Source organism: Bradyrhizobium sp. UFLA05-125 (genome assembly GCF_059803515.1).
On sequence record NZ_JBANBJ010000004.1, the window covers coordinates 106753 to 129572 of the forward strand.

The window sequence follows — 22820 nt, forward strand, 5'->3', positions numbered from 1 at the left end:
TCAGATCATGCAACTCGACGCTTCCCGGCAAAGAATCCGTATATCGCTAACAGGATGATTGCCCCGACAACTGCACCGATGAAGCCCGCACCTTCACCCGCCTTATACCATCCGAGTGCCTGTCCGAGGTAAGACGCCACGATCGACCCCACGATGCCCAAAATGGTCGTCAAAACGAACCCTGACGGTTCATTGCTCCCGGGCATAATGAACTTCGCAACGACGCCCGCGAGAAATCCAACAATGATGGTCCAGATGATGCTCATGGTGCTGTTTCCCTATGCGGTGATCAGGAGTCCCGAGGAGGCAAACGACCGTCCGGCGTATACTTATCGACGGCTGTTGGCAGTTCCCGCGAAAGTCGGGCAAGAAGCTCTTCTTGCGACAGGCCGGTCTGCTTTACCAGCGTCGCCAAAACGTCCTGACCTATCGCTTGCTTGAGCTGAGGAGGATCTATTTCTTTGTTGGGGCCGGGACCTACCCATGAATCGGCAGCTTCTCCCTGTCCGTTTTTCGTGAATTGATCGAGCAACTCGCTAAGACCACCACCAAGAAGGCTTCCGACGCCTCCACCGCCCAGCAAACCGCCGAAGACATTTGACAGATCGCCTTGTGCCTGCGGCTGTCCGCCGCCGGTCTTGGACGAGCCGCCCGTCGCGTTGTTGAACATTTCCGTCAGCTTGTCCCGGTTCTGGTAACCCGCAAGGGCAAGCATTCCAAGGAGCGCAGTCATCGATGGCATGCCACGGCTCATTTCACCCTCCTTGTGATACGTTTCAGCTCATGGATAATCTGGTCGGTGTACCTCAAATTTCGGCAGGATCGATCTGGTCGACGGTAGTGGGCCTTTGACGGGTGCGGTTCTTGATCTGAATCAATGAAGCAATGTTCTTCGAGTTGTGGTCGTGGCCTGCGCGCCAATGGGGCAATCGCGTTACCCTCCGCCAATTTCCCGTCTGCCCCGAACAACGGACATCGTTAGATCCGGCCGGTTGGTTCGCGCCCTAGTTGGCGCCGCGAAATCCCGTCGCCAACACATAGCGCTCCGACGAATCCTGCCTACTCGCCGCCGGCTTCACGTGCCGCACCGTCGCAAAATCGCGCTTGAGCTGGGCCAGCAGCTCGGCATCGGCGCCGCTCTGGAACGTCTTGGCCAGAAACGTCCCGCCGGGCTTGAGCACGTCACACGCGAAGGCGGCTGCGGTCTCGACCAGGCCGACGATGCGGAGCTGGTCGGTCTTGCGGTGTCCGGTGGTGTTGGCGGCCATGTCGGACATCACGATGTCGGCGCCACCGCCCAGCATCGCCGTCAGCTTGTCCGGCGCGTCGTTGTCCATGAAGTCGAGCTGCGCGAAGTCGACGCCGGGGATCTCCGGCATTTCGAGCAGGTCGATCGCCACGACCTTACCCTTGCCATCGACGGAGCCGACGCGCTTGGCTGCGATCTGGCTCCAGCCGCCCGGTGCTGCGCCGAGATCGACCACGGCCATGCCGGGCTTCAGTAGGCGGAACTTGTCGTCGATCTCGAGCAGCTTGAACGCGGCGCGCGAGCGATAGCCTTGCGCCTTGGCCTTGGCGACGTAGGGATCGTTGAGCTGGCGCTCGAGCCACAGCTTTGACGAGAGCTTGCGCTTGCCGCCGGTCTTGACCTGGACGTGCAAGCGGCCGGTGGTGTCCTTGGCCATCTCACCAGCTCCTGAGCGCGCCATCCTCGCGCATCATCTCGACCAGCATGCCTTCGCGAAGACCCCGGTCGGCGACGCGCAGGCGCGGCAACGGGAAGGCGCGGCGGATGGCATCGAGGATGGCACAGCCGGCGAGCACGAGATCGGCGCGCTCGATGCTGATGCAGTTGTTGTTGGCGCGCTCCTCATAGCTCATGCCGAGCAGCTTCTCGATGGTTGCCGTGATGTCGGCATTGTCCATCCAGATGCTGTCGATGCGGCGGCGGTCGTAGCGCGCCAGATTGAGGTGAATGCCGGCGAGCGTCGTTACCGTGCCCGACGTGCCGAGCAGGTGCATACCGGCAAGATCGCGACCATGTTCCTCGGCAAAGGGCGCGACATGCCGGGCGACCTCCTCTTCCATCGCCGCGTAGGTCTCGCGCGTTACATCCCGGCCGCCGAACTGCTCGGCGAGCGTGACGACGCCCAGCGGAATCGACATCCAGGCCTTGATGCGCGGCTGCGGATTCTCGTCGGTCGGGTCGCGCTCGATCCGAACCAGCTCGGTCGAGCCGCCGCCGATGTCGAACAGGATCGCACCGCGCCCCCTGGGGTCGACCAGCGGCGAGCAGCCGAGCACGGCGAGCGCGGCCTCGGTCTCGCGGTCGATCACCTCGAGCTCGATGCCGGTCTCGGCCGCTACGCGGCTGCGAAAGCCCTCCGCGTTCGACGCGGCGCGGCAGGCCTCCGTCGCGATCAGCCGCAGCCGCCGCGCTTTGCGCAGCTCGATCTTGTCGCGGCAGATGCTGAGCGCCGCGATGGCGCGCTCGATCGCGGCCTCGCTGATGCAGCCGGTGGCCGAAACGCCCTCGCCGAGCCGGATGATGCGTGAGAAGGAATCGACCACGCGAAACCCGTCGCTGGTCGGACAGGCGATCAGCAATCGGCAGTTATTGGTGCCGAGGTCCAGCGCCGCATAGACGCCGGTTCCCGACAATTGCGCAGGGACGGCCGGTTGGACGGCCAGCGCCGCCGTGGCCATCGCCCTCAGCTCTCCGTGCGGCGCAAGGCCGTCGCGGAGCCGCGTGTGGTCATTCATACAAACGGTCTTTCCACGGCCCGACAGGGCCGATCCGGAATTGCTTTTTCGCGGGAAACTTTAGCAGCGCTTGGGCCTCACGCAACAACCCTTCACAATGGGACCATGCCTATTCGTGCGTTGTCGTGAACGGGCCCGTGCGTTATCTGAACGGGGTCCGGCCCCTCCACCGCCCGCGAAAAACGCGCAAATGCCGGCTTTTCAGGTCACTTTCATGCAAGAACACACCAAATCGTCCTCGCTCGAAAACGCTATTGCACTGCAAAAATACGGCGTCGGACAGCCGGTCCGTCGCAAGGAGGACGATACGCTGGTGCGCGGCATGGGCCGCTATACCGACGATTTCAACCTGCCGAGCCAAACCTATGCCGTGATCGTTCGCTCGACCCACGCGCATGGCGTGATCCGCGGCATCGGCATCGAGGCGGCCAAGGCGATGCCGGGCGTGCTGGGCGTGTGGACCGGCACGGACCTTAACGCCGCCGGCTACGGCCCCTTCACCTGCGGCCTGCCACTGAAGAACCGCGACGGCTCGCCGCTGCTTCAGACCAACCGCCAGCCGCTTGCGACCGACAAGGTCCGCTTCGTCGGCGATCCCATCGCCTTCGTGGTGGCGGAGACGCTGGCCCAGGCGCGCGACGCCGCGGAAGCCGTAGAGGCCGATATCGAACCCCTCCCCGCGGTCACCGATCCCGAGGAGGCCGCGCAAGCCGGCGCGCCGCAGCTTTACGACCACATCCCGGGCAACGTCGCACTCGACTATCACTTTGGCGATGCCGAGAAGGTCGAGGCGGCCTTCGCCAGCGCCGCGCACGTGACCAGGCTCGACATCGAGAACACCCGCGTCGCCGTGGTCTCGATGGAGCCGCGCGTGGGGCTCGCCTCCTACGACAAGAAGACCGAGCGCTACACCATCCAGGTGCCGACGCAGGGCGTTTCGGGCAACCGTGCCAATCTCGCCAAGAACCTGAAGGTGCCGAACGAGAAGGTGCGCATCCTCACCGCCAATGTCGGCGGCTCCTTCGGCATGAAGAACATCAACTACCCCGAATACATGTGCATCCTGTTTGCGGCGAAGGCGCTGGGCCGTCCGGTGAAGTGGACCGATGAGCGCTCGACCAGCTTCCTTTCCGACAGCCACGGCCGCGCCCAGAAGATCCACGCCGAGCTGGCCCTCGATGCCGAGGGGCATTTCCTCGCAGCGAAGCTCTCCGGCTATGGCAATCTCGGCGCCTACATCACCGGTGTCGCGCCGAGCCCGCTCTCGCTCAACACCGGAAAGAATTTCTCCAGCGTCTACCGCACGCCGTTGATGGCGGTCGACATCAAGACGGTGTTGACCAACACCACCTTGATGGGGGCCTATCGCGGCGCCGGCCGGCCTGAGGCGAACTACTACATGGAGCGGCTGATCGACCGCGCCGCCGACGAGATGGGGATCAGCCGGCTGACCTTGCGCAAGCGCAACTTCATCAAGCCGAACCAGATGCCGTTCCCGGCCTCCTCAGGCGTGACCTACGACAGCGGCGACTTCCAGGCCGTATTCAACAAGGCGCTGGAGCTGTCGGACTACGAGAGCTTCTCCAAGCGCAAGAAGGAGAGCAAGAAGAGCGGCAAGCTGCGCGGCATCGCGATCGGCTCCTATCTCGAGGTCACCGCTCCTCCCGGCGTCGAGCTTGGCAAGATCGTGTTCGATCCCGATGGCACGGTGCAGCTCATCACCGGCACGCTCGACTACGGCCAGGGCCACGCGACGCCGTTCACGCAGGTGCTGTGCGCGCAGCTTGGCGTGCCCTTCGAGAACGTGAAACTCGTGCAGGGTGACAGCGACATCGTCCACACCGGCAACGGTACCGGCGGCTCGCGCTCGATCACCGCCAGCGGCATGGCGATCGTGGAAAGCTCTCGCCTCGTCATCGAGAAGGGCAAACGCGCCGCGGCGCACTTCATGGAAGCGTCCGAGGCCGACATCGAGTTCGCCGACGGCCGCTTCACCATCGCCGGCACCGACCGCAGCATCAACATCATGGACCTGGCCAAGCGCCTGCATGACGGAAAGGTGCCGGAGGGCGTGCCCTCCTCGCTCGACGTCGACCACACCACCGAGCCGGTGCCATCAGCCTTCCCGAACGGCTGCCACGTCGCCGAGGTCGAGATCGATCCTGACACCGGCGTGGTGGAGATCGTGCGCTACAGCGCGGTGAACGATTTCGGCACGGTGATCAATCCGATGCTGGTCGCGGGCCAGCTCCATGGCGGCGTCGTCCAGGGCATCGGCCAGGCGCTGATGGAGCATGTCCGCTACGACGAGAGTGGTCAGCCGATCACGGGATCGCTGATGGACTACGCGCTGCCGCGCGCGGAAGACGTTCCGTTCATGAGCGTCGGCGATCACCCGGTGCCGGCGACGAGCAATCCGCTGGGCACCAAGGGCTGCGGCGAAGCGGGCTGCGCAGGCAGCCTGTCGACGGTGGTGAACGCAGTGGTCGACGCGCTGTCCGACTACGGCATCAAGCACATCGACATGCCGCTAACGCCGGAGCGGGTGTGGCGGGCGATTCAGGACGCGAAGGGGGCGGCGTAAGGCCTACGCTTTCTCTCCGTCGTCATGGCCGGGCTTGACCCGGCCATCCACGCCTAAGGGCACCAAGAACGTGGATGCCCGGGACAAGCCCGGGCATGACGATGGGTGCCGATGTGCCCTTCCCGCGTTACGCCGCCGCCTCCTCGCGCGGCTGGTAGATCGCGACATGCTGGCAGTGGGCGAGCGGCGTCTTGCCGTTGGCGACGACGAGCGCGTCGAATTCGACGAAGCGGTGGCCCTTCTTCTCGTAGTTCGCGGTAACTTTTGCGCGCGCGGTGATCTCGTCGCCGGCGCGCGTGGCCGACAGCAACTGCATGCGGCTTCCAACGTGGATCCATGGTCCCAGAACGGTGTTGTCGACCAGCACGCGGTTCATGACGCGCTGGATCACGCCTGGATGACCAAGCCCTTCCCGCGCGAAAATCGGATCGGTCTCCCTGACCTCAGTGAGGTATTCCGCAGCAGCCTGCCCCGCCCAGCGGCGCGGCGTGATGCCGAACCATTTGCCGACCTCGAAGGTGGCCGAATTGACAGGTTTGCGCTCGGCGACGGCGGGGACCTCGACATAGTCGCTCAAGGCGACCGCTGGCGCAGACTCGGCCGGCGACGCCGTTCCCGTCGCGCAGAGCTCTCCGCGCGAAAACACCTCGATCGTGAGCACGCCGTTGTGCTCGACCGCGTCGACGTCGGCCATCTCGCCGTCATAGACCGGCTTGACGAATCGCGCCTCGATCAGGCCGCGGGCGAGAAAATCGCGGCCCCAGCGGACGACCGGCACGTGCATCATGTAGGCCATGACGTCGACGCCGGGAACTAGCCCGCCAGAAAAGCCGAAGCGGCGCGCCACGGAGTCGTCGTGCATCTTGTTTTCAGATTGTTTGGCGGTGTTGTAGGCCTCAACACGGTAGGTTTCGAGCCGGGTCGGCATGCTGTCGCCTTTGCCCCTGATTTTTGTTGCTTCAGAGGCCGATCGTAGGCCCGCAGGAACAGCGGTCAATCCCCTCGCCTTTGGGCGGCGAATGCGGTACCACGCGGCCGATGACGAGCCCCCCAGCCACGCCCCGCATCTATGTCGACGCCGACGCCTGTCCGGTCAAGGACGAGATCTATCGCGTCGCTGTCAGGCATGGCGTGCCCGTGAGCGTCGTCGCGGGCAATTTCATCCGTGTGCCCCAGGACCCGCTGATTGAGCGTGTCGCAGCGGGCGCCGGCATGGACGCTGCTGACAACTGGATCGCAGAGCGGGCCGGTGACGGCGATATCGTGATCACCGCCGACATCCCGCTCGCGAGCCGCTGCGTGAAAACGGGTGCCGACGTCATCGCGCCGAACGGCAAGCCGTTCACCGAGGAATCCATCGGCATGACGCTCGCGGTGCGCAACCTGATGACGGATCTGCGCTCGGCCGGAGAAGTCACCGGCGGCCCGCGATCGTTCGCGCCGCGCGATCGTTCAGCCTTCCTGTCCGCGCTGGACCAGACCATCCGCCGCATCCAGCGCCGCCGCGCCGAGCAGGCCGCAACGGTCAAGGGCTGATCATGGCGCCGCCGCTGATCCAGCTGAAAGACATCCGCCTCACATTCGGCGGCACACCTTTGCTCACGAGCGTCGAGCTCAACGTCGCGCCAGGCGAGCGCGTCTGCCTGATCGGGCGCAACGGCTCGGGCAAATCGACACTGCTCAAGATCGCGGCCGGCCTCGTCGAGCCCGACGGCGGCACGCGCTTCGTGCAACCGGGCGCGACGATCCGCTATTTGCCGCAGGAGCCGGATTTCGGCGATCATGCGACCACGCTCGCCTATGTCGAGGCCGGGCTCGCGCCCGGCGACGACCACCATCAGGCACGCTATCTGCTGGAGCAGCTCGGGCTCACGGGCGAGGAGAATCCGGCCAATCTCTCCGGCGGCGAAGCCCGCCGCGCGGCGCTGGCCCGGGTGCTGGCGCCCTCGCCCGATATCCTGCTGCTGGACGAGCCGACCAACCATCTCGACCTCACCACCATCGAATGGCTGGAGCAAGAGCTCGACAGCCGGCGCAGCGCGCTGGTGCTGATCAGCCACGACCGCCGCTTTCTTTCCAATCTCTCGCGCTCGACCGCCTGGCTCGATCGCGGCAGGATCAAGCAGATTGATCGCGGTTTTGCCTCGTTCGAGGCCTGGCGCGACGAGGTGCTGGCCGAAGAAGAGCGCGACCAGCACAAGCTCGACCGCAAGATCGTCGACGAGGAGCACTGGCTGCGCCACGGCGTCTCGGGCCGGCGCAAGCGCAACGTCAAGCGGCTCGCCAATCTGCATGCGTTGCGCGCGCAGCGGCGCAATTATCGCGGCACGGCCGGCAGCGCCAACCTCGCCGCGGCGGAAGCGGAAGCCTCCGGCAAGCTGGTGATCGAGGCGAAGGCCATCACCAAGGCCTATGGCGAGCGCAGGATCGTGGAGAATTTCTCCACCCGCATCCAGCGCGGCGACCGGCTCGGCATCATCGGGCCGAACGGCGCCGGCAAGACCACGCTGGTCAACCTCTTGACCGGCGGGACGGAGCCGGACTCCGGCACCGTGCGGTTAGGAGCCAATCTGGAGATGGCGACGCTCGACCAGCACCGCGAAAGCCTCGATCCCAAATCGACGCTCGCCGAGGCGCTCACCGGCGGCCGCGGCGACCACGTCATGGTCGGCGGCAAGCCGAAGCACGTGGTCGGCTACATGAAGGACTTTCTGTTCGCACAGGAGCAGCGCGGCACGCCGTTGGAAGTGCTCTCGGGTGGCGAGCGCGGCCGCCTGATGCTGGCGCGCGCGCTGGCCAAGCCCTCGAACCTTCTCGTGCTGGACGAGCCGACCAACGATCTCGACCTGGAAACGCTCGACGTGCTCGAGGAGATGCTCGGCGATTACGAGGGCACGGTGATCCTGATCAGCCACGACCGCGACTTCCTCGACCGCGTCGTGACCTCGGTGATCGCGCCCGAGGGCAACGGCCGCTGGATCGAATATGCCGGCGGCTACAGCGACATGCTGGCGCAGCGCGGCGCCGACCTGAAACGCGAGACCGTGAAGGCGCAGGCCCCTGCCGAGAAGAAGGAAGAGCGTCCCGCCGTTCCTACGTCCGCACCAAAACGGCGGCTGAGCTTCAACGAGAAGCATGCGCTGGAAACGCTACCGAAGAAGATCGACACCCTGCATGCCGACATCGGGAAATTGCAGCGCGTCCTCGACGATCCCAACCTCTACGCCAAGGATCGCAAGAAATTCGACGATACATCTGCCGCGATCGCCAAGGCGCATGAGGAACTTTCCGCTGCGGAAGAGCGCTGGCTTGAACTCGAAATGCTCCGTGAAGAAATCGAACAGGCTTAGGTCGTAAAAATCGTAGGATGGGTAGAGCGCAGCGAAACCCATCGCACAACGGGATTGGTTCTGATGGGTTTCGCTTCGCTCTACCCATCCTACGGGACCGAGAATAGAGAGATCAGATGACCACGCCCCTCGCCGTCAAGATCGCCCGTGAATATGGCACACCCTGTGCCGTCATCGACATGGACAAGGTCGAGCGCAACATCGCGCGGATCCAGAAGGCCTGCGATGATGCCAGCGTTGCCAACCGGCCGCACATCAAGACGCACAAGAACCCGACGCTGGCAAAAATGCAGGTGGCGGCGGGTGCGAAAGGCATCACCTGCCAGAAGCTAGGCGAGGCCGAGATCATGGCCAATGCCGGCATCGACAACATCCTGATCAGCTACAATCTGCTCGGCGAGGAGAAGATGGCGCGCCTGGGGGCGCTGCAAGCCAAGGCCAATATGACGGTGGCGGCCGACAACTCCACGGTTATTGCCGGATTGCCCAAGGCGGCAGCGGCCTCAGGCCGGCCGCTGTCCGTCGTCGTCGAGTGCGACACGGGACGCAAGCGCGCGGGCGTCGAGACGCCGGCTGAGGCGATTGCACTGGCGCGCGAGATCGCGGCCTCCAAGGGACTGCATTTCGCCGGCTTCATGCTCTATCCGACCGAGACAGGCTGGGTCGACGCGCAGAAATTCTACGATGAGGCGCTGGCCGGCGTGCGCGCACTTGGGCTGGACGCCACGATCGTCTCGACGGGTGGTACGCCGAACCTCGTCAATATCGGCAAGCTGAAGGGGGGCACCGAGCATCGCTTCGGCACCTATATCTACAACGACCGCATGCAGGTCGCAGCCGGCGTCGCCACCTGGGACGACTGCGCGCTGCATATCTACTCCACGGTCGTCAGCCGCGCCGCGCCCGAGCGCGGCATCCTCGATGCGGGTTCGAAGACGCTGACCACCGATACCGGCGGGCTCGACGGCCATGGTCTGATCCTGGAGCACCCCGAGGCCAAGATCGCGCGCTTCGCCGAGGAGCACGGTTTTCTCGATCTCTCCCGCAGCAACACCCGGCCGAACGTCGGCGACGTCGTGCGCATCGTGCCGAACCACGTCTGCGTCGTCGTCAACATGATGGACGAGGTCGTGATGGTGCGCGGCGATGAGATCATCGGCACGTTGCCGGTCGCTGCCCGCGGGAAGTTGCGGTAGGAGCGCACAGGGATTCTGCCGTAGTCCGTAGGGTGGGCAAAGGCGCAAAGCGCCGTGCCCACCTTTTCGGTTGCCATGAAAATGGTGGGCACGCTTCGCTTTGCCCACCCTACGATTTCGAGAGCCACTTCAACACGCCTCTGCCCGCGGCCGCTCCCGTCGCGAAGGTCGCCTGCAACAGATAGCCCCCCGTCGGTGCTTCCCAATCCAGCATCTCTCCGGCGGCGAAGACGCCGGGCAACTTGCGGATCATGAAATCGGCGTCGAGCTCGTCGAACGAAATCCCGCCGGCGCTGGAGATCGCGCGCGCGATCGGCGCGACGCCGGTCAGCTTGATCGACACTGCGTTGATCAGTTCGGCGAGGCGCGCGGGCGGCAGCGATGAGAGCGACAGCCCCTCCTTGATCGCCGCCTCCTGCAGCAGACCAGCGGCGGCTGGCGAGAGCTGACCCGCTTTGCGCAGGAAGTTCGAAAGCGACTGCTTGCCGCGCGGCGCGGAGAGCCGCGTGGTGAGCGCGCCGCGATCGAGATCAGGCCGCAGAGCGACGTGCAAAATCGCCTCGCCCCTTGCGGCAATCGCCTCGCGCAATTCGGCCGACAACGCATAGATTGCGCCGCCTTCGATGCCACTATGCGTGATGATCGCCTCGCCGCGCGCCGTGTGTCCGCCGAAGACGAAGGCAATGCCTTTCAGCGGCTGGCCTTCGAAGCGCGTCCGGAACACTTCGGACCAGGCGACCGTGAAGCCGCAATTCGCAGGCCGTAGCGGCGAGAGCGTCACGCCCTTCCCGGCCAGCACTTTGGCCCAGCCGCCATCGGAGCCCAGCCGCGGCCAGCTTGCGCCGCCGAGCGCGAGCACGGTGGCATCGGCGCCGATGGTGGAAGGGCCGTTGGGCGTCAGAAACAACAGCCGCCCCTCGTCGTCCCATCCGGTCCAGCGGTGGCGAAATGCAAACTGAACGCCGCCGGCATCAAGCCGCAGCAACCAGGCCCGCAGCAAGGGCGATGCCTTGAAAGCCTTCGGAAACACACGTCCGCTGCTGCCGACGAAGGTCGGCTCACCCAGTCCCTCGCACCACTCACGCAAGCCGTCCGGCGGAAACGCGTCGATTGCAGCTTGCAGCTTGGGTGCCGCCTCGCGGTAGCGCGCGATGAACTGCGGCAGCGGCTCGGTATGCGTGAGGTTGAGCCCACCACGGCCGGCCAACAGGAATTTACGCCCCGCAGAGGGCATGGCGTCGTAGACGGTGACGGCAGCGCCGCCCGCCGCCAACACCTCCGCCGCCATCAGCCCGGCGGGACCGGCGCCGATGACGGCGACGTTGGTCAGAGTTTTACCCCCGCACGCGCGGCCGCCTGCGCGACGTATTTCTGCGTCTGCTCGAATGCGCCCTGCAGCGCCTTGGCCTTCGACATGTCGCTGATCTCGGCGAAATGGGCGGCGATCGCGTCCGGCGTCCAGTCCGCCTGCGCCAGGTTGATTCCCTCGCTCTCGACGATCCTGATTACCGCGAACGAGCCGGCGCCAGCGCCCATGATGGTTCGGGTCGGGGCGTCCTCGCTGAGCATGTATTCGACCGCCGGCGTGATCGCCTCCGGCCTCATCAATTGCAGCGCCTGCGGCGGCAGCAGCTCCTCCGTCATGCGGGTCGCGGCCGTCGGCGAGATGATGTTGACGCGGATGTCGGTCTTGCGGCCCTCTTCCGCAAGCACGTTCATCAGGCCGACCATGCCGGACTTCGCCGCGCCGTAATTGGCCTGTCCAAAATTGCCGTAGAGGCCGGACGACGACGTCGTCAGCACGATGCGGCCGTAGTTGCGGTCACGCATGCCGGCCCACACCGCCTTGCAGCAGTAGAACGTGCCGACGAGGTGCACGTCGAGCACCTTCTGGAAATCGGCTGCTTCCATCTTGGCGAAGGACTTGTCGCGCAGGATGCCGGCATTGGCGCAGAGCAGGTCGACGCTGCCCCATTCCCTGGTGGCGCGCTCGACCATCGCGGTGACCTGCTCGAAATTGGAGACATCCGCGCCGTCAGCCATCGCGGTGCCGCCCGCCTTGCGGATCTCCTCGACGACGGCCTCCGCCGGCGACAGCGAGGCTCCGGTGCCATCGCGCGCGCCGCCGAAATCGTTGACCACGACCTTGGCGCCGCGGCTCGCGAGCCCCAAAGCATGTGCCCGCCCCAGACCGTTGCCCGCGCCAGTGACGATGGCGACGCGTCCGTCAAACCTGATTGCCATGAGTGCTGTTCCTTTCTTCCTTCTCCCCTTGCGGGAGAAGGTGGCGCGCGCAGCGCGCCGGATGAGGGGTTGTCTCCACAGATGCGCTCGCGGAGAGAGACCCCTCACCCGCCTCGCGTTCCGCGAGGCACCCTCTCCCACAAGGGGAGAGGGTGCGAGCGCGCGCCGATTTGACAGCGTTTTGATCAGTGATGAATGGCCGGGTCAAGTCCGGTAGCGACTGAAGGCGGTCAGGCGAAATAGATCAACCCGAGCCACTCGGCGACCAGCGCCGGCTTGTCTTCGCCCTCGATCTCAACCGTGACATTGGTGCGGGACTGCAATTCCGTGGGCTTGCGGAGTTTTGCTTCCGCCAGCACGAACCGGCCGCGGACGCGCTTGCCCGAGCGCACCGGCGAGATGAAGCGCAGCTTATCAAAACCGTAGTTCACGCCCATCGTGGTGCCGGCGATGACCGGCATCACCTCATAGGACATGATCGACAGCAGCGACATCGTCAGGAAGCCATGCGCGATCGTGGTGCCGAACGCGGTCTCCGCTCTGGCGCGCTCGGGATCGACGTGGATGAACTGGTGATCCTCGATCACGTCGGCATAGGTGTCGATGCGCGGCTGGTCGATCAGGTGCCACGACGACACGCCGACCTCCTTGCCGACCAGGGCCTGATAGGCCTCCAGCGTGATCGGCGGCTTCTTCCAGACTTCGTTCACTTAGGTCTCACTCCGTGTTTTCGGCAGCTCAGGAAAATCCTCCTCGCGGAATTCCCGGCCGCGCAGGGGATCGTCGCGATCATCGTCGCGCTCGAGCCTGCGTAGCTGCACGCGGCGGATTTTTCCAGAGATCGTCTTCGGCAGCTCGGTGACGATCTCGATGCGCCGAATCCGCTTGAACGGCGCAAGGCGCGTGTGCAGATGCCTGAAGATCGACAGCGCGGTCTCCGCCGAGCGCTCGGCGCCCGAGGTCAGCAGCACGAAGGCCTTGGGAATCGCGAGCCGGATCGGATCCGGGCTCGGCACCACCGCAGCTTCTGCAACCAGCTCATGCTCGAGCAGCACGCTTTCCAGCTCAAACGGACTGATGCGGTAATCCGAGGATTTGAAGACGTCGTCGGAACGGCCGACGAAGGTGAGATAGCCCTCCTCGTCTTCGAACACCACGTCGCCGCTGCGATAGAGCTCGCCTTCGGCGCCGGACAATTGACCGTCGTCGCTTTGATAGCCCTGCATCAGGCCGGCGGGACGGCTGTCGCCGAGCACGAGCGTCACCTCGCCCTCCCTCGCAGGATTGCCGTCGGCATCGCTGATCTGCACGCGAAAACCCGGCAGCGGCCGACCCATCGAGCCGATCTTGACTTTCTGACCCGGCGAATTGCCGGCAAGCGCCGTGGTCTCGGTCTGGCCGTAGCCGTCCCGGATGGTCAGCCCCCAGGCGGCACGCACCTGATCGATGATTTCCGGATTGAGCGGCTCGCCGGCGCCGCAGGCCTCGCGCAAGGACACCTTGAACGCGGCGAGGTTCTCCTGGATGAACAGCCGCCACACCGTCGGCGGCGCGCACAGCGTGGTGACGCCGCAGCGGCCGATCGTGGCGAGCAATCCCTTGGCGTCGAAGCGCGGCTGGTTGACCACGAAGATGGTTGCGCCAGCGTTCCACGGCGCGAAGAAGCAGCTCCAGGCATGCTTGGCCCAGCCGGGCGAAGAGATGTTGAGGTGGACGTCGCCTGGCTGCAAGCCCAGCCAGTACATCGTGGAGAGATGACCGACGGGATAACTGCGCTGGCTGTGCCGCACGAGCTTTGGCTTTGCCGTGGTGCCCGAGGTGAAATAGAGCAGCATCGGGTCGTCGGCGTTCGTTGGGCCATCCGGCGTAAACGTCTCGGAAGCTTTTGCGGCTTCTTCAAAGGCGATCCAGCCGTCGGAGGCCGCGCCCACCACGATGCGAACGAGACCCTCGGCACCGAGGCTAGCGAACTTGGCGACCTGGTCCTGCGTCGCCACCACCGCCCTCGCCTTGCCGCGATCGAGACGATCGCGCAGCTCATCCGCGGTGAGCAGCGTCGTGGCCGGAATCACGACGACGCCGAGCTTCATCGCTGCGAGCATGGTCTCCCAGAGCGGAACGACGTTTCCGAGCAACAGCAGGAGATGATCGCCGCGCTTCAGGCCCTGTGCGCGGAGGAAGTTGGCAACCTGGTTGGAGCGGAGCGACAGCGTTTCGAAAGAAAGCTTGGTCTCGCGCTCCTGCGCGGCATCGACGATCCAGAGCGCGGGCCGATTCTTGCTGTCAGCGTTCGCCGCCAGCTCGGCGTCGAACCAGTCGAGCGCCCAGTTGAAGGGAACCGGATCGGGCCAGCGAAATCCCTTGACCGCGGCGTCGTAGTCCGTGCGGTGCTGAAGCAGAAACGCACGCGCTTCCTGAAAGGTCGTCATGGTCCGAGTCCGTCAAATTGACCTTCGAACGTAGCCCGGATGGAGCGAAGCGCAATCCGGGACCGGCTACGCAATTGGGAGAAGCTGTCCCGGATTTCGCTTCGCTCCATTCGGGCCACGAGCAAACCCTCGCTATTCTCCAGCGAGGCTGCGAACGTGCTTGATAATTCCGGAAAAATCCACCCCGCCGTGACCGGCTGCGTCGAAAGACTGATAGATCTCCTGCGCATGCTTGCCGAGCGGGGTTGCTGCGCCTGCGGCCTTCGCGGCGTCCTGCGCCAGGGTCAGGTCCTTCACCATCAGCGCAGAGGCAAAGCCCGGCTTATAGTCGTTGTTGGCAGGTGACGTCGGCACCGGGCCCGGCACCGGGCAATAGGTCGTCAGCGACCAGCACTGGCCTGATGAGGTCGCGGCGACGTCGAACAGCGCCTGATGCGAGAGCCCGAGCTTTTCGGCGAGCGCAAAGGCCTCGCTGACCGCGATCATGGAAATGCCGAGGATCATGTTGTTGCAGATCTTTGCCGCCTGCCCCGCGCCCGCGCCGCCGCAATGGACGATCTTCTTGCCCATCTTCTCCAGCACGGTTTTTGCCGCAGCGAACGCCTTGTCGTCGCCGCCGCACATGAAGGTAAGCGTCGCACCCTTGGCGCCGCCGGTGCCGCCGGAGACCGGCGCATCCACGGAGAGCACGCCATGCTGGCTAGCCAGCGCATGCGCCTGCCGCGCGCTTTCGACGTCGATCGTCGAGCTGTCGATGATCAGCGCGCCCTTGGTCATCGCCGGAATGACGTCCTTCCAAACGGCGAGCACATGCTTGCCGGCCGGCAGCATGGTGACGACGACATCGGCGCCCTTCACGGCACCGGCCGCACTCTCGGCGATGCTGGCGCCATCGGCCTTGGCCTGGTTGCGTGAGGCTTCGACGAGGTCGAACGCGACCACCTTGTGGCCGGCCTTGACCAGGTTGGCCGCCATCGGGCCGCCCATGTTGCCGAGACCGATGAATGCTATCGTGGCCATTTTCGTTTCCTCCGCTTGAGCGCGTTTCGCAGCATTAGTTGAATTTGAGCTCGTCGGCGCCGATCTCGGCGAAGTACGGTGCGACCATATCAGGCGTGACATCCTCGATTCGCGGCGGCGACCATTTTGGATTGCGGTTCTTGTCGATCACGGCGGCCCGCACGCCCTCGCGAAAATCGTCGCTGTGGAAGACCTCGAGCGCGGCGCGATATTCGCGGACGAGGCATTCTTCCAGTGTCGACACCTTGCGCGCTCGCCGCAACAGCTCCAGCGTCACGACCATGCCGCGCGGCGATTTCTCGCCGAGTGTCTTGAGCGTAGACTGCGCGAAATCCGAGCCATCGCCCTTGAGTGCAGCAACGATCTCTTCCATGCGATCGAAGGCGAACAATGCATCGATCGTCGCCTGTTGTGCGGCCACGGGCCCCGCGGTCTGGCCGGTGGCAAATCTGCTGATGAGCTTGCTCACCTCGGCCGCGGCCACGCCCGGAGGAGCCTTCGTGAGCGCCTCGCGCAGCTCCGGCAGCTTCGCAGCGGGCACGACGGCATCGGCAAACTTCGCGTAGACCGCATCCGGGCCATTCATGGTCTGGCCGGTCAAACCAAAGAACGTGCCAATCTCGCCCGGCGCGTGCGACAACAGATACGTGCCGCCAACATCCGGGAAGAAGCCGAGGCCGACCTCGGGCATCGCCAGCTTGGTACGATCGGTAACGACGCGATGGCTCGCATGTGCGGAGAGGCCGACACCGCCGCCCATCACGATGCCATCCATGAACGCGACATAGGGCTTTGGAAACTTCTTGATCCGGGCGTTGAGGATGTACTCCTCGCGCCACAGGATCTTGCCGAGATCGCCATTGACCTTCGAGCTCTCCCAGAGCGCGCGGATGTCGCCGCCGGCGCACAGGCCACGCTCGCCGGCACCTTCCAGAAGGATCACGCCGACGGCCGGATCGGCCTCGAAGCGGTCGAGCGCTTTCTCGATGTCGCGAAACATCTCCAGCGTCACGGCGTTGATCGCCTTGGGGCGGTTGAGCCGGATCACGCCGGCCGAACCTTCGACACGCGCGATCAGGTCGCCCTCTTCCATCATAACCGTCATCGCGCGCCCTCGATCAGCTTGCGCGCCACGATCAACCGCATGATCTCGTTGGTGCCTTCGAGGATCTGGTGCACGCGCAAATCGCGCACGATCTTCTCGATACCGTATTCGCTGAGGTAGCCGTAGCCACCGTGAAGCTGGAGCGCGTGGTTGGCGACCTCGAAGCCGATGTCGGTGCCGAACCGCTTTGCCATGGCGCAGAGCATGGTCGCATCCGGGTCCTTGCGGTCGAGCGCGGCGGCTGCGCGCCAGAGGAAGGTGCGCGCAGCCTCGAGTTCGATCGCCATATCGGCGAGGCGAAATTGCAGCGCCTGGAACTGGTCGAGCTGCTTGCCGAAGGCTTTGCGTTCCTTCATGTAGGTGCGCGCCTTGTCGAGCGCGGCTTGCGCACCGCCGAGCGAGCACGCCGTGATATTGAGACGGCCGCCGTCGAGCCCTGCCATGGCGATCTTGAAGCCGATGCCCTCCTCGCTCAGGCGATTGGCCACCGGCACGCGAGCATTCTCAAACATCACAGCGCGGGTCGGCTGTGCGTTCCAGCCCATCTTGCGCTCATTGGCGCCGAAGGAGACGCCAGGCGTCTTACCGTCGACGACGATTGCGGAGATGCCGCCGGCGCCATCGCCGCCGGTGCGCACCATCGCAACCAGGATATCGGTGCCGCCAGCGCCCGAGATGAACTGCTTCTGCCCGTTCAGGACGTAATGGTCGCCGTCGCGCACCGCGCGGGTGCGCAATGCCGCCGCATCCGAGCCAGCGCCCGGCTCGGTCAGGCAATAGCTCGCAATCCACTCCATGGTGCAGAGCTTTGGCAGCCACTTCTGGCGCTGGGCGTCGCTGCCAAAGGCATCGATCATCCAGGACGCCATGTTGTGGATGGAGATGAAGGCCGAGGTGGTCGGACAGCCCGTCGCGAGCGCCTCGAAGATCAGCGCCGCATCGAACCGTGTCATGCCGGAGCCCCCGACATCATCGCGGATGTAGATTCCGCCCATGCCAAGCGTTGCAGCCTCGCGCATCACCTCGACGGGGAAATGCTTCTCCTCGTCCCAGCGCAGCGCATGCGGCGCGATCTTCTCCGCCGCAAACGCCAGCGCCATGTCGCGAACCGCGAGCTGATCCTCGTTCAGAGCGAACTGCATCGTGCCCTCGCTCCAAGAAGGATTACTTCATCAGCGGGATCGAAAACTCCGCGCCCTCCTTGACGCCGGACGGCCAGCGCGAGGTCACCGTCTTGGTCTTGGTGTAGAAGCGGATCGAGTCCGGGCCGTGCTGGTTGAGATCACCGAAGCCCGACTTCTTCCAGCCGCCGAAAGTGTAGTAAGCGATCGGCACCGGGATCGGCACGTTGATGCCGACCATGCCGACGTTCACTTTGGCGGCAAAGTCGCGCGCGGCGTCGCCGTCGCGGGTAAAGATCGCGACACCGTTGCCGTAGTCGTGGTCCGACGGCAGCGCCAGCGCTTCCTTATAGTCATGCGCGCGCACGACCGAGAGCACGGGGCCAAAGATCTCTTCCTTGTAGATCCGCATGTCCTTGGTGACGTTGTCGAACAGCGAGCCGCCGAGATAGAAGCCCTTCTCGTAGCCCTGCATCTTGAAGCCGCGGCCGTCGACCGCGAGCGTCGCGCCCTCCTTGATGCCGATGTCGATGTAGCTCTTGACCTTCTCGACCGCCTCGCGCGTCACCAGCGGACCGTAATCGGCGGAGGGATCGATCGAGGTGCCGATCTTGAGCGACTCGACGCGCGGGATCAGCTTGTCCATCAGACGGTCGGCGGTGGCCTTGCCGACGGGCACGGCGACCGATACCGCCATGCAGCGCTCACCGGCCGAGCCGTAGCCGGCGCCGATCAGCGCGTCGACCGCCTGGTCCATGTCTGCATCGGGCATGACGATGGCGTGGTTCTTGGCACCGCCGAAGCACTGGCAGCGCTTGCCGGTTTGAGCTGCGCGCTCATAGATGTACTGCGCGATCGGCGTGGAGCCGACGAAGCCAATCGCCTTGATGTCGGGATCGTCGAGGATCGCATCGACCGCTTCCTTGTCGCCGTTGACGACGTTGAGGATGCCGGCCGGCAGGCCCGCCTCGATCATCAGCTCGGCCAACTTCATCGGCACGCCCGGATCGCGCTCGGAGGGCTTCAGGATGAAGGCGTTGCCGCAGGCGATGGCGGGCGCGAACTTCCACATCGGGATCATCGCCGGGAAATTGAACGGCGTGATGCCGGCGACGACGCCGAGCGGCTGGCGCAGCGAATAGATGTCGATGCCGGGTCCGGCGCCTTCGGTGTATTCGCCCTTCATCAGGTGCGGAATGCCGCAGGCGAACTCGGCGACCTCAAGACCGCGCTGGATGTCGCCCTTGGCGTCGGGCACGGTCTTGCCGTGCTCGCGCGCGAGCAGTTCGGCGAGCTTGTCGTAATCGCGCTGCACAAGTTCGACGAATTTCGTCATCACGCGGGCACGGCGCTGCGGATTGGTCGCGGCCCATTCCGGCTGTGCAGCGCGGGCGTTCTCGACGGCTGCACGGACTTCCGCTTTCGATGCCAGGGCCACCTTGGCCTGGACGTCACCGGTCATCGGCTCGAAGACGTCGGCGGTGCGGCCCGAGGTGCCCTTGACCTCCTTGCCACCGATGAAATGTCCGATTGCGCGCATGGAATGATCTCCTTGAGGCCCAGCCTGATCGCTTTGACAAATCCTATCGACCTGCATTTTATAGGATTCAAGTCTGAGATATTGCACCATAGATGTGCGAAAATGCTGGATCAAGGCGCGATCGATTGGGACGACTTCCGCTTCGTGCTGGCCATCGTGCGGGGCGGCTCGGTGTCGGCTGCGGCGAAACAGCTCGGTGTGGACCATGCGACGGTGATCCGCCGCGTCGACCGGCTCGAGAAGCATCTCTCGGCAAAGCTGTTTGACCGGCGCAAGACCGGCTACCTGCTCACCGAGGCCGGCCAGCGCGTCGCCGACAGTGCGGAGGCGATGGAATCGACCATCGTCGCCAACCAGGAGCAGGTCGGCGGCTCGCTCGCGCGACTGACCGGCACGGTGCGGATCGGCGCGCCCGACGGGTTCGGCACCGCGTTCCTGGCGCCGCGGCTCGCACCGTTTGCGGACCGGTATCCCGATCTCGATCTGCAACTTGTGGCTACGGCACGGCTGTTCAGCCTCTCCAAGCGCGAGGCCGACATCGCCATCAGCCTGACCATGCCAAAGGAAGGCCGCATCGTCGGCCGCAAGCTGCTCGACTACCGCCTCGGGCTCTATGCTGCCCCCGCCTATCTCGACCGCTTCCCAGAGATCACCTCGCGCGAGGTGCTGCCGCAGCATCGGTTCGTCGGCTATATCGAGGAGCTGTTGTTCACGCCGGAGCTCGACTATCTGCCGCAGGTGTCACCGAAGATTTCCGCGCGTTTCCGCAGCGCCAATCTGATCGCGCAGCTCAACGCCACGCTCGCCGGCTTCGGCATCGCCGTGCTGCCGCATTTCATGGCAGCAGATTATCCGCAGCTCAAACCGGTCCTGCCTGCGGAGATCTCGATCACCCGCACCTTCTGGATGCTGATGCATGCCGACAGCAAGGATCTCGCGCGCATCCGCGCGGTCGCCGATTACATTTGTGAGATCGTTGAGCGCGAGCGGGCGTTGTTCGCGGGGCGATGAGCTCGTAGGATTCGTAGGGTGGGTTACGCTTCGCTAACCCACCTCTTTCGTTTCCGCGAAGAGATAAGTGGTGGGTTACGCTTCGCTAACCCACCCTACGGCATCCCGCCTAGTTCTGCCTTTCGCGGGCCTTCTTTGCCGCCGGTTCACGACGCGCACTTTCGAGTGCAGTATCTTTGCCCGCCTTCAGCACCTCGTCGGAGAGCTCGCTCGAGCCGGCAATCCGTGCCAGCAGCATGGTGCCCGCCATCGTCGCAAGCGTCGCGATCGCCTGCTTGCGTGCGGCTTTGCGCGGCACGCCGGTGACGTGATCGGCCAGCATCTCGATCATCTCGTCGAGCTTGCCGGCAAAGGCCTTGCGCGTCTTCGGGCTCTCGCGGGCGATCTCGGCGCCGAGCGCGGGGATCGAGCAGCCATGACCGGGATCGTCGCGGTGCAGCGCGGAGAGATAGCTCTCCGCGATCAGCGTCAGCCGCTTCTCGGGAGCGACCTCGCCCGTCATCTTGCGCCAGTGATCCATCGATCGGTCCATGGCATAGGCAAAGGCCTCGATCACCAACGCCTCGCGGGAATCGAAATGCGCATAGAACCCGCCATGGGTCAGGCCCGCCTCCTTCATGAGGTCGGCGACGCCGATGCCGTGGGCACCCTTCTCGCGCAGCCGCACGGACGCCTTCTTCACGATGCGGTCGTGGGTTTCCTGCTTGTGTTCCCTGGAATAGCGCATGCCGTTCTCATTGGATGTCGGAAATCATTTAATAACACGCCACCTGCGAAAGTGGTGCATTAATTCGCTGTCAGGTTATTGCCGATCATTGCAAAGGTCGCCGTTGCGTGCACCGCAAGGTCGCCCTTGCCGTTGCGGACGAAGCCTTCGGTGTAGCTGGTCTGGCGTCCGAGCTTGATCACCCTGCCTTCGGCCGAGATCAGTCCCGAGCGGACCGAGAGCGGACGCAGGAAGGTCAGTTTCAGATCGAGGGTGACCGAGCCCTGGCCGGCTGCCAGCCTGGTCGTGATCGCGCAGCCCATGGCGGTATCGAGCAGCGCCGCGGCGGTCGCCCCGTGCAGAAGCCCGATAGTATTTTCGAGATCCTCCCGCGGCTCCAGTTCCATGACGATCCGGCCCGGCTCGACCACCGCCATGATGAAGCCGATCAACATTGCAAGCGGCGGACCGGGCAGCCGGCCGTCGCGGATCGCCTCCATGGCATCGATGCCGGATAGTCCCATGGCAGCCTTGGCGACCGGCGCCGGCGCCTGCCAGCCCACCACCCGTTCGCGCCGGAGCGCGGGCGAAAACAGCTCGAACGTATCGGATGCAGTCATGACGGCCTCTTTTGTATTACACCCATCATACTATAGAGCGGATTTCGCTGTTGGCAAATCGATCCCTCTACCGCTTGACAAGCGCGGGTTTCGGACCGGAAGTGATGCTGACCGGTGCGCCCCGCATCCGTGTCCATCAACGTTCGAGTTCCCACGATGGAAATGCTCAATGCCCACTGCGGCGTGACGCGCGATGCGCGCGGCGTCGTCTATGTCACGATCTGTAACGCCGGCTCGCTCAACATCTTGAGCTCGCCGGTCACCGAAGCCATGCGCGACGGCCTGCAACGCCTCGCCGCTGACCGCAGCATCCGCGTCCTGGTGCTGCGCGGCCAGAGCGAGAAGAGCCTGATCGGGGGTGCCGACATCAAGGAGATGGCAAATCTCGACCAGACATCTGCCGAGGCGTTCATCTCGCGCCTGCGCGATCTCTGCGAAGCCGTACGCAATTTCCCTGCCCCGGTCGTTGCGCGAATGCCGGGCTGGTGTCTCGGCGGCGGGCTCGAGGTCGCGGCGGCCTGCGACTTCCGGATCGCTGCCCATGATGCGCATTTCGGCATGCCGGAGGTCCGCGTCGGCATTCCCTCGGTGATTCATGCGGCGCTGTTGCCACGCCTGATCGGCTGGGGCCGCGCGCGCTGGCTGGTGATGACGGCGGAAAATATCGATGCGTCGACGGCGCTCGCCTGGGGCCTCGTCGACAAGGTCGCCCCGGAGGGCGGACTCGACGAGGCGGTCGAACACACCGTGAAGGCGCTGCTCGCCTGCGGCCCCGAAGCGCTGCGGTCGCAGAAGGCGCTGCTGCGGCAATGGGAGGAATTGCCGCTGACCGAGTCGGTCAACCTCAGCGTCAAGGTGTTCGGCGAGTCGTTTCTGACGGACGAGCCGACGCGACTGATGCAGGAGTTCGTCAACCGGAAACGGTAAGACTGTCTCGGCATTAAAGGTGTCATACCCCGCGCAGGCGGGGCATCCAGTACGCCGCGGCCTCTCCGTATCCTTGCACTGCCTCTGGAACACTGGATCACCCGCCTTCGCGGGTGATGACGGCGTGGTGTGGGGCGCGAGCTCAGGTATACGGCAAACGCGGCCTCCAAAAATCTCATCCTACACACGACAATTTGTCATGAC

21 protein-coding genes are annotated in these 22820 nt (G+C 64.8%); 6 read left to right on the plus strand and 15 right to left on the minus strand.

Annotated elements, in window-relative coordinates; genetic code table 11:
* Positions 1-5: 5 nt before the first annotated feature.
* From SO156_RS06895 to SO156_RS06910, 4 genes are all read right to left on the minus strand, one after another.
* A complete protein-coding gene (locus SO156_RS06895) occupies positions 6-266 on the minus strand; it encodes a GlsB/YeaQ/YmgE family stress response membrane protein (RefSeq protein WP_458143526.1) in 261 nt (86 codons plus the stop codon).
* 23 nt (positions 267-289) lie between these two features.
* A complete protein-coding gene (locus SO156_RS06900) occupies positions 290-754 on the minus strand; it encodes a YidB family protein (protein ID WP_458143524.1) in 465 nt (154 codons plus the stop codon).
* A gap of 250 nt (positions 755-1004) precedes the next feature.
* Positions 1005-1685 (minus strand): RlmE family RNA methyltransferase, encoded by a 681-nt coding sequence (locus tag SO156_RS06905; RefSeq protein ID WP_498534295.1) that lies wholly within the window; start codon positions 1683-1685, stop codon positions 1005-1007.
* Between the two features lies 1 nt (position 1686).
* Positions 1687-2763 (minus strand): Ppx/GppA phosphatase family protein, encoded by a 1077-nt coding sequence (locus SO156_RS06910; RefSeq protein WP_498534296.1) that lies wholly within the window; start codon positions 2761-2763, stop codon positions 1687-1689.
* 214 nt (positions 2764-2977) lie between these two features.
* On the opposite strand from SO156_RS06910, the gene SO156_RS06915 reads away from it, so the two are divergent.
* Positions 2978-5347: a xanthine dehydrogenase family protein molybdopterin-binding subunit gene (locus tag SO156_RS06915; protein WP_498534297.1), complete on the plus strand. Its 2370-nt coding sequence runs from the start codon at positions 2978-2980 to the stop codon at positions 5345-5347.
* A 127-nt stretch (positions 5348-5474) separates the two neighbouring features.
* Here SO156_RS06915 and SO156_RS06920 read toward each other — a convergent pair whose 3' ends face one another.
* Complete coding sequence (locus SO156_RS06920) at positions 5475-6275, minus strand: hypothetical protein (protein ID WP_498534298.1); 801 nt, start codon at positions 6273-6275, stop codon at positions 5475-5477.
* Between the two features lie 110 nt (positions 6276-6385).
* On the opposite strand from SO156_RS06920, the gene SO156_RS06925 reads away from it, so the two are divergent.
* The 3 genes from SO156_RS06925 (at position 6386) to SO156_RS06935 (ending at position 9893) form a co-directional block, all read left to right on the plus strand.
* Positions 6386-6883 (plus strand): YaiI/YqxD family protein, encoded by a 498-nt coding sequence (locus SO156_RS06925; protein ID WP_458143514.1) that lies wholly within the window; start codon positions 6386-6388, stop codon positions 6881-6883.
* A 2-nt stretch (positions 6884-6885) separates the two neighbouring features.
* Positions 6886-8697, plus strand: coding sequence for an ABC-F family ATP-binding cassette domain-containing protein (locus SO156_RS06930; RefSeq protein ID WP_498534299.1), 1812 nt, complete (start codon positions 6886-6888; stop codon positions 8695-8697).
* Between the two features lie 116 nt (positions 8698-8813).
* The gene (locus tag SO156_RS06935) at positions 8814-9893 is read left to right on the plus strand and encodes a D-TA family PLP-dependent enzyme (protein WP_498534300.1); all 1080 of its coding nucleotides are present in this window, start codon (positions 8814-8816) and stop codon (positions 9891-9893) included.
* Between the two features lie 109 nt (positions 9894-10002).
* Here the strand turns inward: SO156_RS06935 and SO156_RS06940 are convergent, their stop codons facing one another.
* From SO156_RS06940 to SO156_RS06975, 8 genes are all read right to left on the minus strand, one after another.
* A complete protein-coding gene (locus SO156_RS06940) occupies positions 10003-11223 on the minus strand; it encodes a BaiN/RdsA family NAD(P)/FAD-dependent oxidoreductase (RefSeq protein ID WP_498534374.1) in 1221 nt (406 codons plus the stop codon).
* Positions 11220-12137 (minus strand): SDR family NAD(P)-dependent oxidoreductase, encoded by a 918-nt coding sequence (locus SO156_RS06945; RefSeq protein ID WP_458143508.1) that lies wholly within the window; start codon positions 12135-12137, stop codon positions 11220-11222. The genes SO156_RS06940 and SO156_RS06945 overlap by 4 nt, the downstream gene beginning before the upstream one ends.
* Positions 12138-12367: 230 nt before the next feature.
* Positions 12368-12847 (minus strand): MaoC family dehydratase, encoded by a 480-nt coding sequence (locus tag SO156_RS06950; RefSeq protein ID WP_458143506.1) that lies wholly within the window; start codon positions 12845-12847, stop codon positions 12368-12370.
* Complete coding sequence (locus SO156_RS06955) at positions 12848-14566, minus strand: AMP-binding protein (protein ID WP_498534301.1); 1719 nt, start codon at positions 14564-14566, stop codon at positions 12848-12850.
* A 132-nt stretch (positions 14567-14698) separates the two neighbouring features.
* The gene (mmsB, locus tag SO156_RS06960; protein ID WP_498534302.1) at positions 14699-15688 is read right to left on the minus strand and encodes a 3-hydroxyisobutyrate dehydrogenase; all 990 of its coding nucleotides are present in this window, start codon (positions 15686-15688) and stop codon (positions 14699-14701) included.
* Positions 15621-16691 (minus strand): enoyl-CoA hydratase/isomerase family protein, encoded by a 1071-nt coding sequence (locus SO156_RS06965; protein ID WP_498534303.1) that lies wholly within the window; start codon positions 16689-16691, stop codon positions 15621-15623. The genes mmsB and SO156_RS06965 overlap by 68 nt, the downstream gene beginning before the upstream one ends.
* On the minus strand, positions 16688-17833 hold the full coding sequence (locus SO156_RS06970) for an isobutyryl-CoA dehydrogenase (RefSeq protein ID WP_498534304.1): 1146 nt from the start codon (positions 17831-17833) through the stop codon (positions 16688-16690). Before SO156_RS06970 ends, SO156_RS06965 begins: the two co-directional genes overlap by 4 nt.
* 22 nt (positions 17834-17855) lie before the next feature.
* The gene (locus SO156_RS06975) at positions 17856-19352 is read right to left on the minus strand and encodes a CoA-acylating methylmalonate-semialdehyde dehydrogenase (protein ID WP_498534305.1); all 1497 of its coding nucleotides are present in this window, start codon (positions 19350-19352) and stop codon (positions 17856-17858) included.
* A gap of 102 nt (positions 19353-19454) precedes the next feature.
* Between SO156_RS06975 and SO156_RS06980 the strand changes: the two genes are divergently transcribed.
* A complete protein-coding gene (locus SO156_RS06980) occupies positions 19455-20363 on the plus strand; it encodes a LysR family transcriptional regulator (RefSeq protein WP_458143496.1) in 909 nt (302 codons plus the stop codon).
* 109 nt (positions 20364-20472) lie between these two features.
* Here SO156_RS06980 and SO156_RS06985 read toward each other — a convergent pair whose 3' ends face one another.
* Positions 20473-21090, minus strand: coding sequence for a TetR/AcrR family transcriptional regulator (locus SO156_RS06985; RefSeq protein WP_458143494.1), 618 nt, complete (start codon positions 21088-21090; stop codon positions 20473-20475).
* A gap of 59 nt (positions 21091-21149) precedes the next feature.
* The gene (locus SO156_RS06990) at positions 21150-21689 is read right to left on the minus strand and encodes a PaaI family thioesterase (protein WP_498534306.1); all 540 of its coding nucleotides are present in this window, start codon (positions 21687-21689) and stop codon (positions 21150-21152) included.
* Between the two features lie 156 nt (positions 21690-21845).
* On the opposite strand from SO156_RS06990, the gene SO156_RS06995 reads away from it, so the two are divergent.
* On the plus strand, positions 21846-22616 hold the full coding sequence (locus SO156_RS06995) for an enoyl-CoA hydratase (RefSeq protein WP_498534307.1): 771 nt from the start codon (positions 21846-21848) through the stop codon (positions 22614-22616).
* Positions 22617-22820: the final 204 nt, after the last annotated feature.

Coding starts and splice junctions, on each gene's coding strand:
- SO156_RS06915 (WP_498534297.1), top strand. CDS start 2,978: ATGCAAGAACACACCAAATCGTCCTCGCTCGAAAACGCTATTGCACTG.
- SO156_RS06920 (WP_498534298.1), bottom strand. CDS start 6,275: ATGCCGACCCGGCTCGAAACCTACCGTGTTGAGGCCTACAACACCGCC.
- SO156_RS06990 (WP_498534306.1), bottom strand. CDS start 21,689: ATGACTGCATCCGATACGTTCGAGCTGTTTTCGCCCGCGCTCCGGCGC.
- SO156_RS06945 (WP_458143508.1), bottom strand. CDS start 12,137: ATGGCAATCAGGTTTGACGGACGCGTCGCCATCGTCACTGGCGCGGGC.
- SO156_RS06985 (WP_458143494.1), bottom strand. CDS start 21,090: ATGCGCTATTCCAGGGAACACAAGCAGGAAACCCACGACCGCATCGTG.
- SO156_RS06925 (WP_458143514.1), top strand. CDS start 6,386: ATGACGAGCCCCCCAGCCACGCCCCGCATCTATGTCGACGCCGACGCC.
- SO156_RS06970 (WP_498534304.1), bottom strand. CDS start 17,833: ATGCAGTTCGCTCTGAACGAGGATCAGCTCGCGGTTCGCGACATGGCG.
- mmsB (WP_498534302.1), bottom strand. CDS start 15,688: ATGTCACGCCTGATATGGTCGCACCGTACTTCGCCGAGATCGGCGCCG.
- SO156_RS06935 (WP_498534300.1), top strand. CDS start 8,814: ATGACCACGCCCCTCGCCGTCAAGATCGCCCGTGAATATGGCACACCC.
- SO156_RS06980 (WP_458143496.1), top strand. CDS start 19,455: ATGCTGGATCAAGGCGCGATCGATTGGGACGACTTCCGCTTCGTGCTG.
- SO156_RS06905 (WP_498534295.1), bottom strand. CDS start 1,685: ATGGCCAAGGACACCACCGGCCGCTTGCACGTCCAGGTCAAGACCGGC.
- SO156_RS06995 (WP_498534307.1), top strand. CDS start 21,846: ATGGAAATGCTCAATGCCCACTGCGGCGTGACGCGCGATGCGCGCGGC.
- SO156_RS06955 (WP_498534301.1), bottom strand. CDS start 14,566: ATGACGACCTTTCAGGAAGCGCGTGCGTTTCTGCTTCAGCACCGCACG.
- SO156_RS06900 (WP_458143524.1), bottom strand. CDS start 754: ATGAGCCGTGGCATGCCATCGATGACTGCGCTCCTTGGAATGCTTGCC.
- SO156_RS06975 (WP_498534305.1), bottom strand. CDS start 19,352: ATGCGCGCAATCGGACATTTCATCGGTGGCAAGGAGGTCAAGGGCACC.
- SO156_RS06895 (WP_458143526.1), bottom strand. CDS start 266: ATGAGCATCATCTGGACCATCATTGTTGGATTTCTCGCGGGCGTCGTT.
- SO156_RS06930 (WP_498534299.1), top strand. CDS start 6,886: ATGGCGCCGCCGCTGATCCAGCTGAAAGACATCCGCCTCACATTCGGC.
- SO156_RS06910 (WP_498534296.1), bottom strand. CDS start 2,763: ATGAATGACCACACGCGGCTCCGCGACGGCCTTGCGCCGCACGGAGAG.
- SO156_RS06965 (WP_498534303.1), bottom strand. CDS start 16,691: ATGACGGTTATGATGGAAGAGGGCGACCTGATCGCGCGTGTCGAAGGT.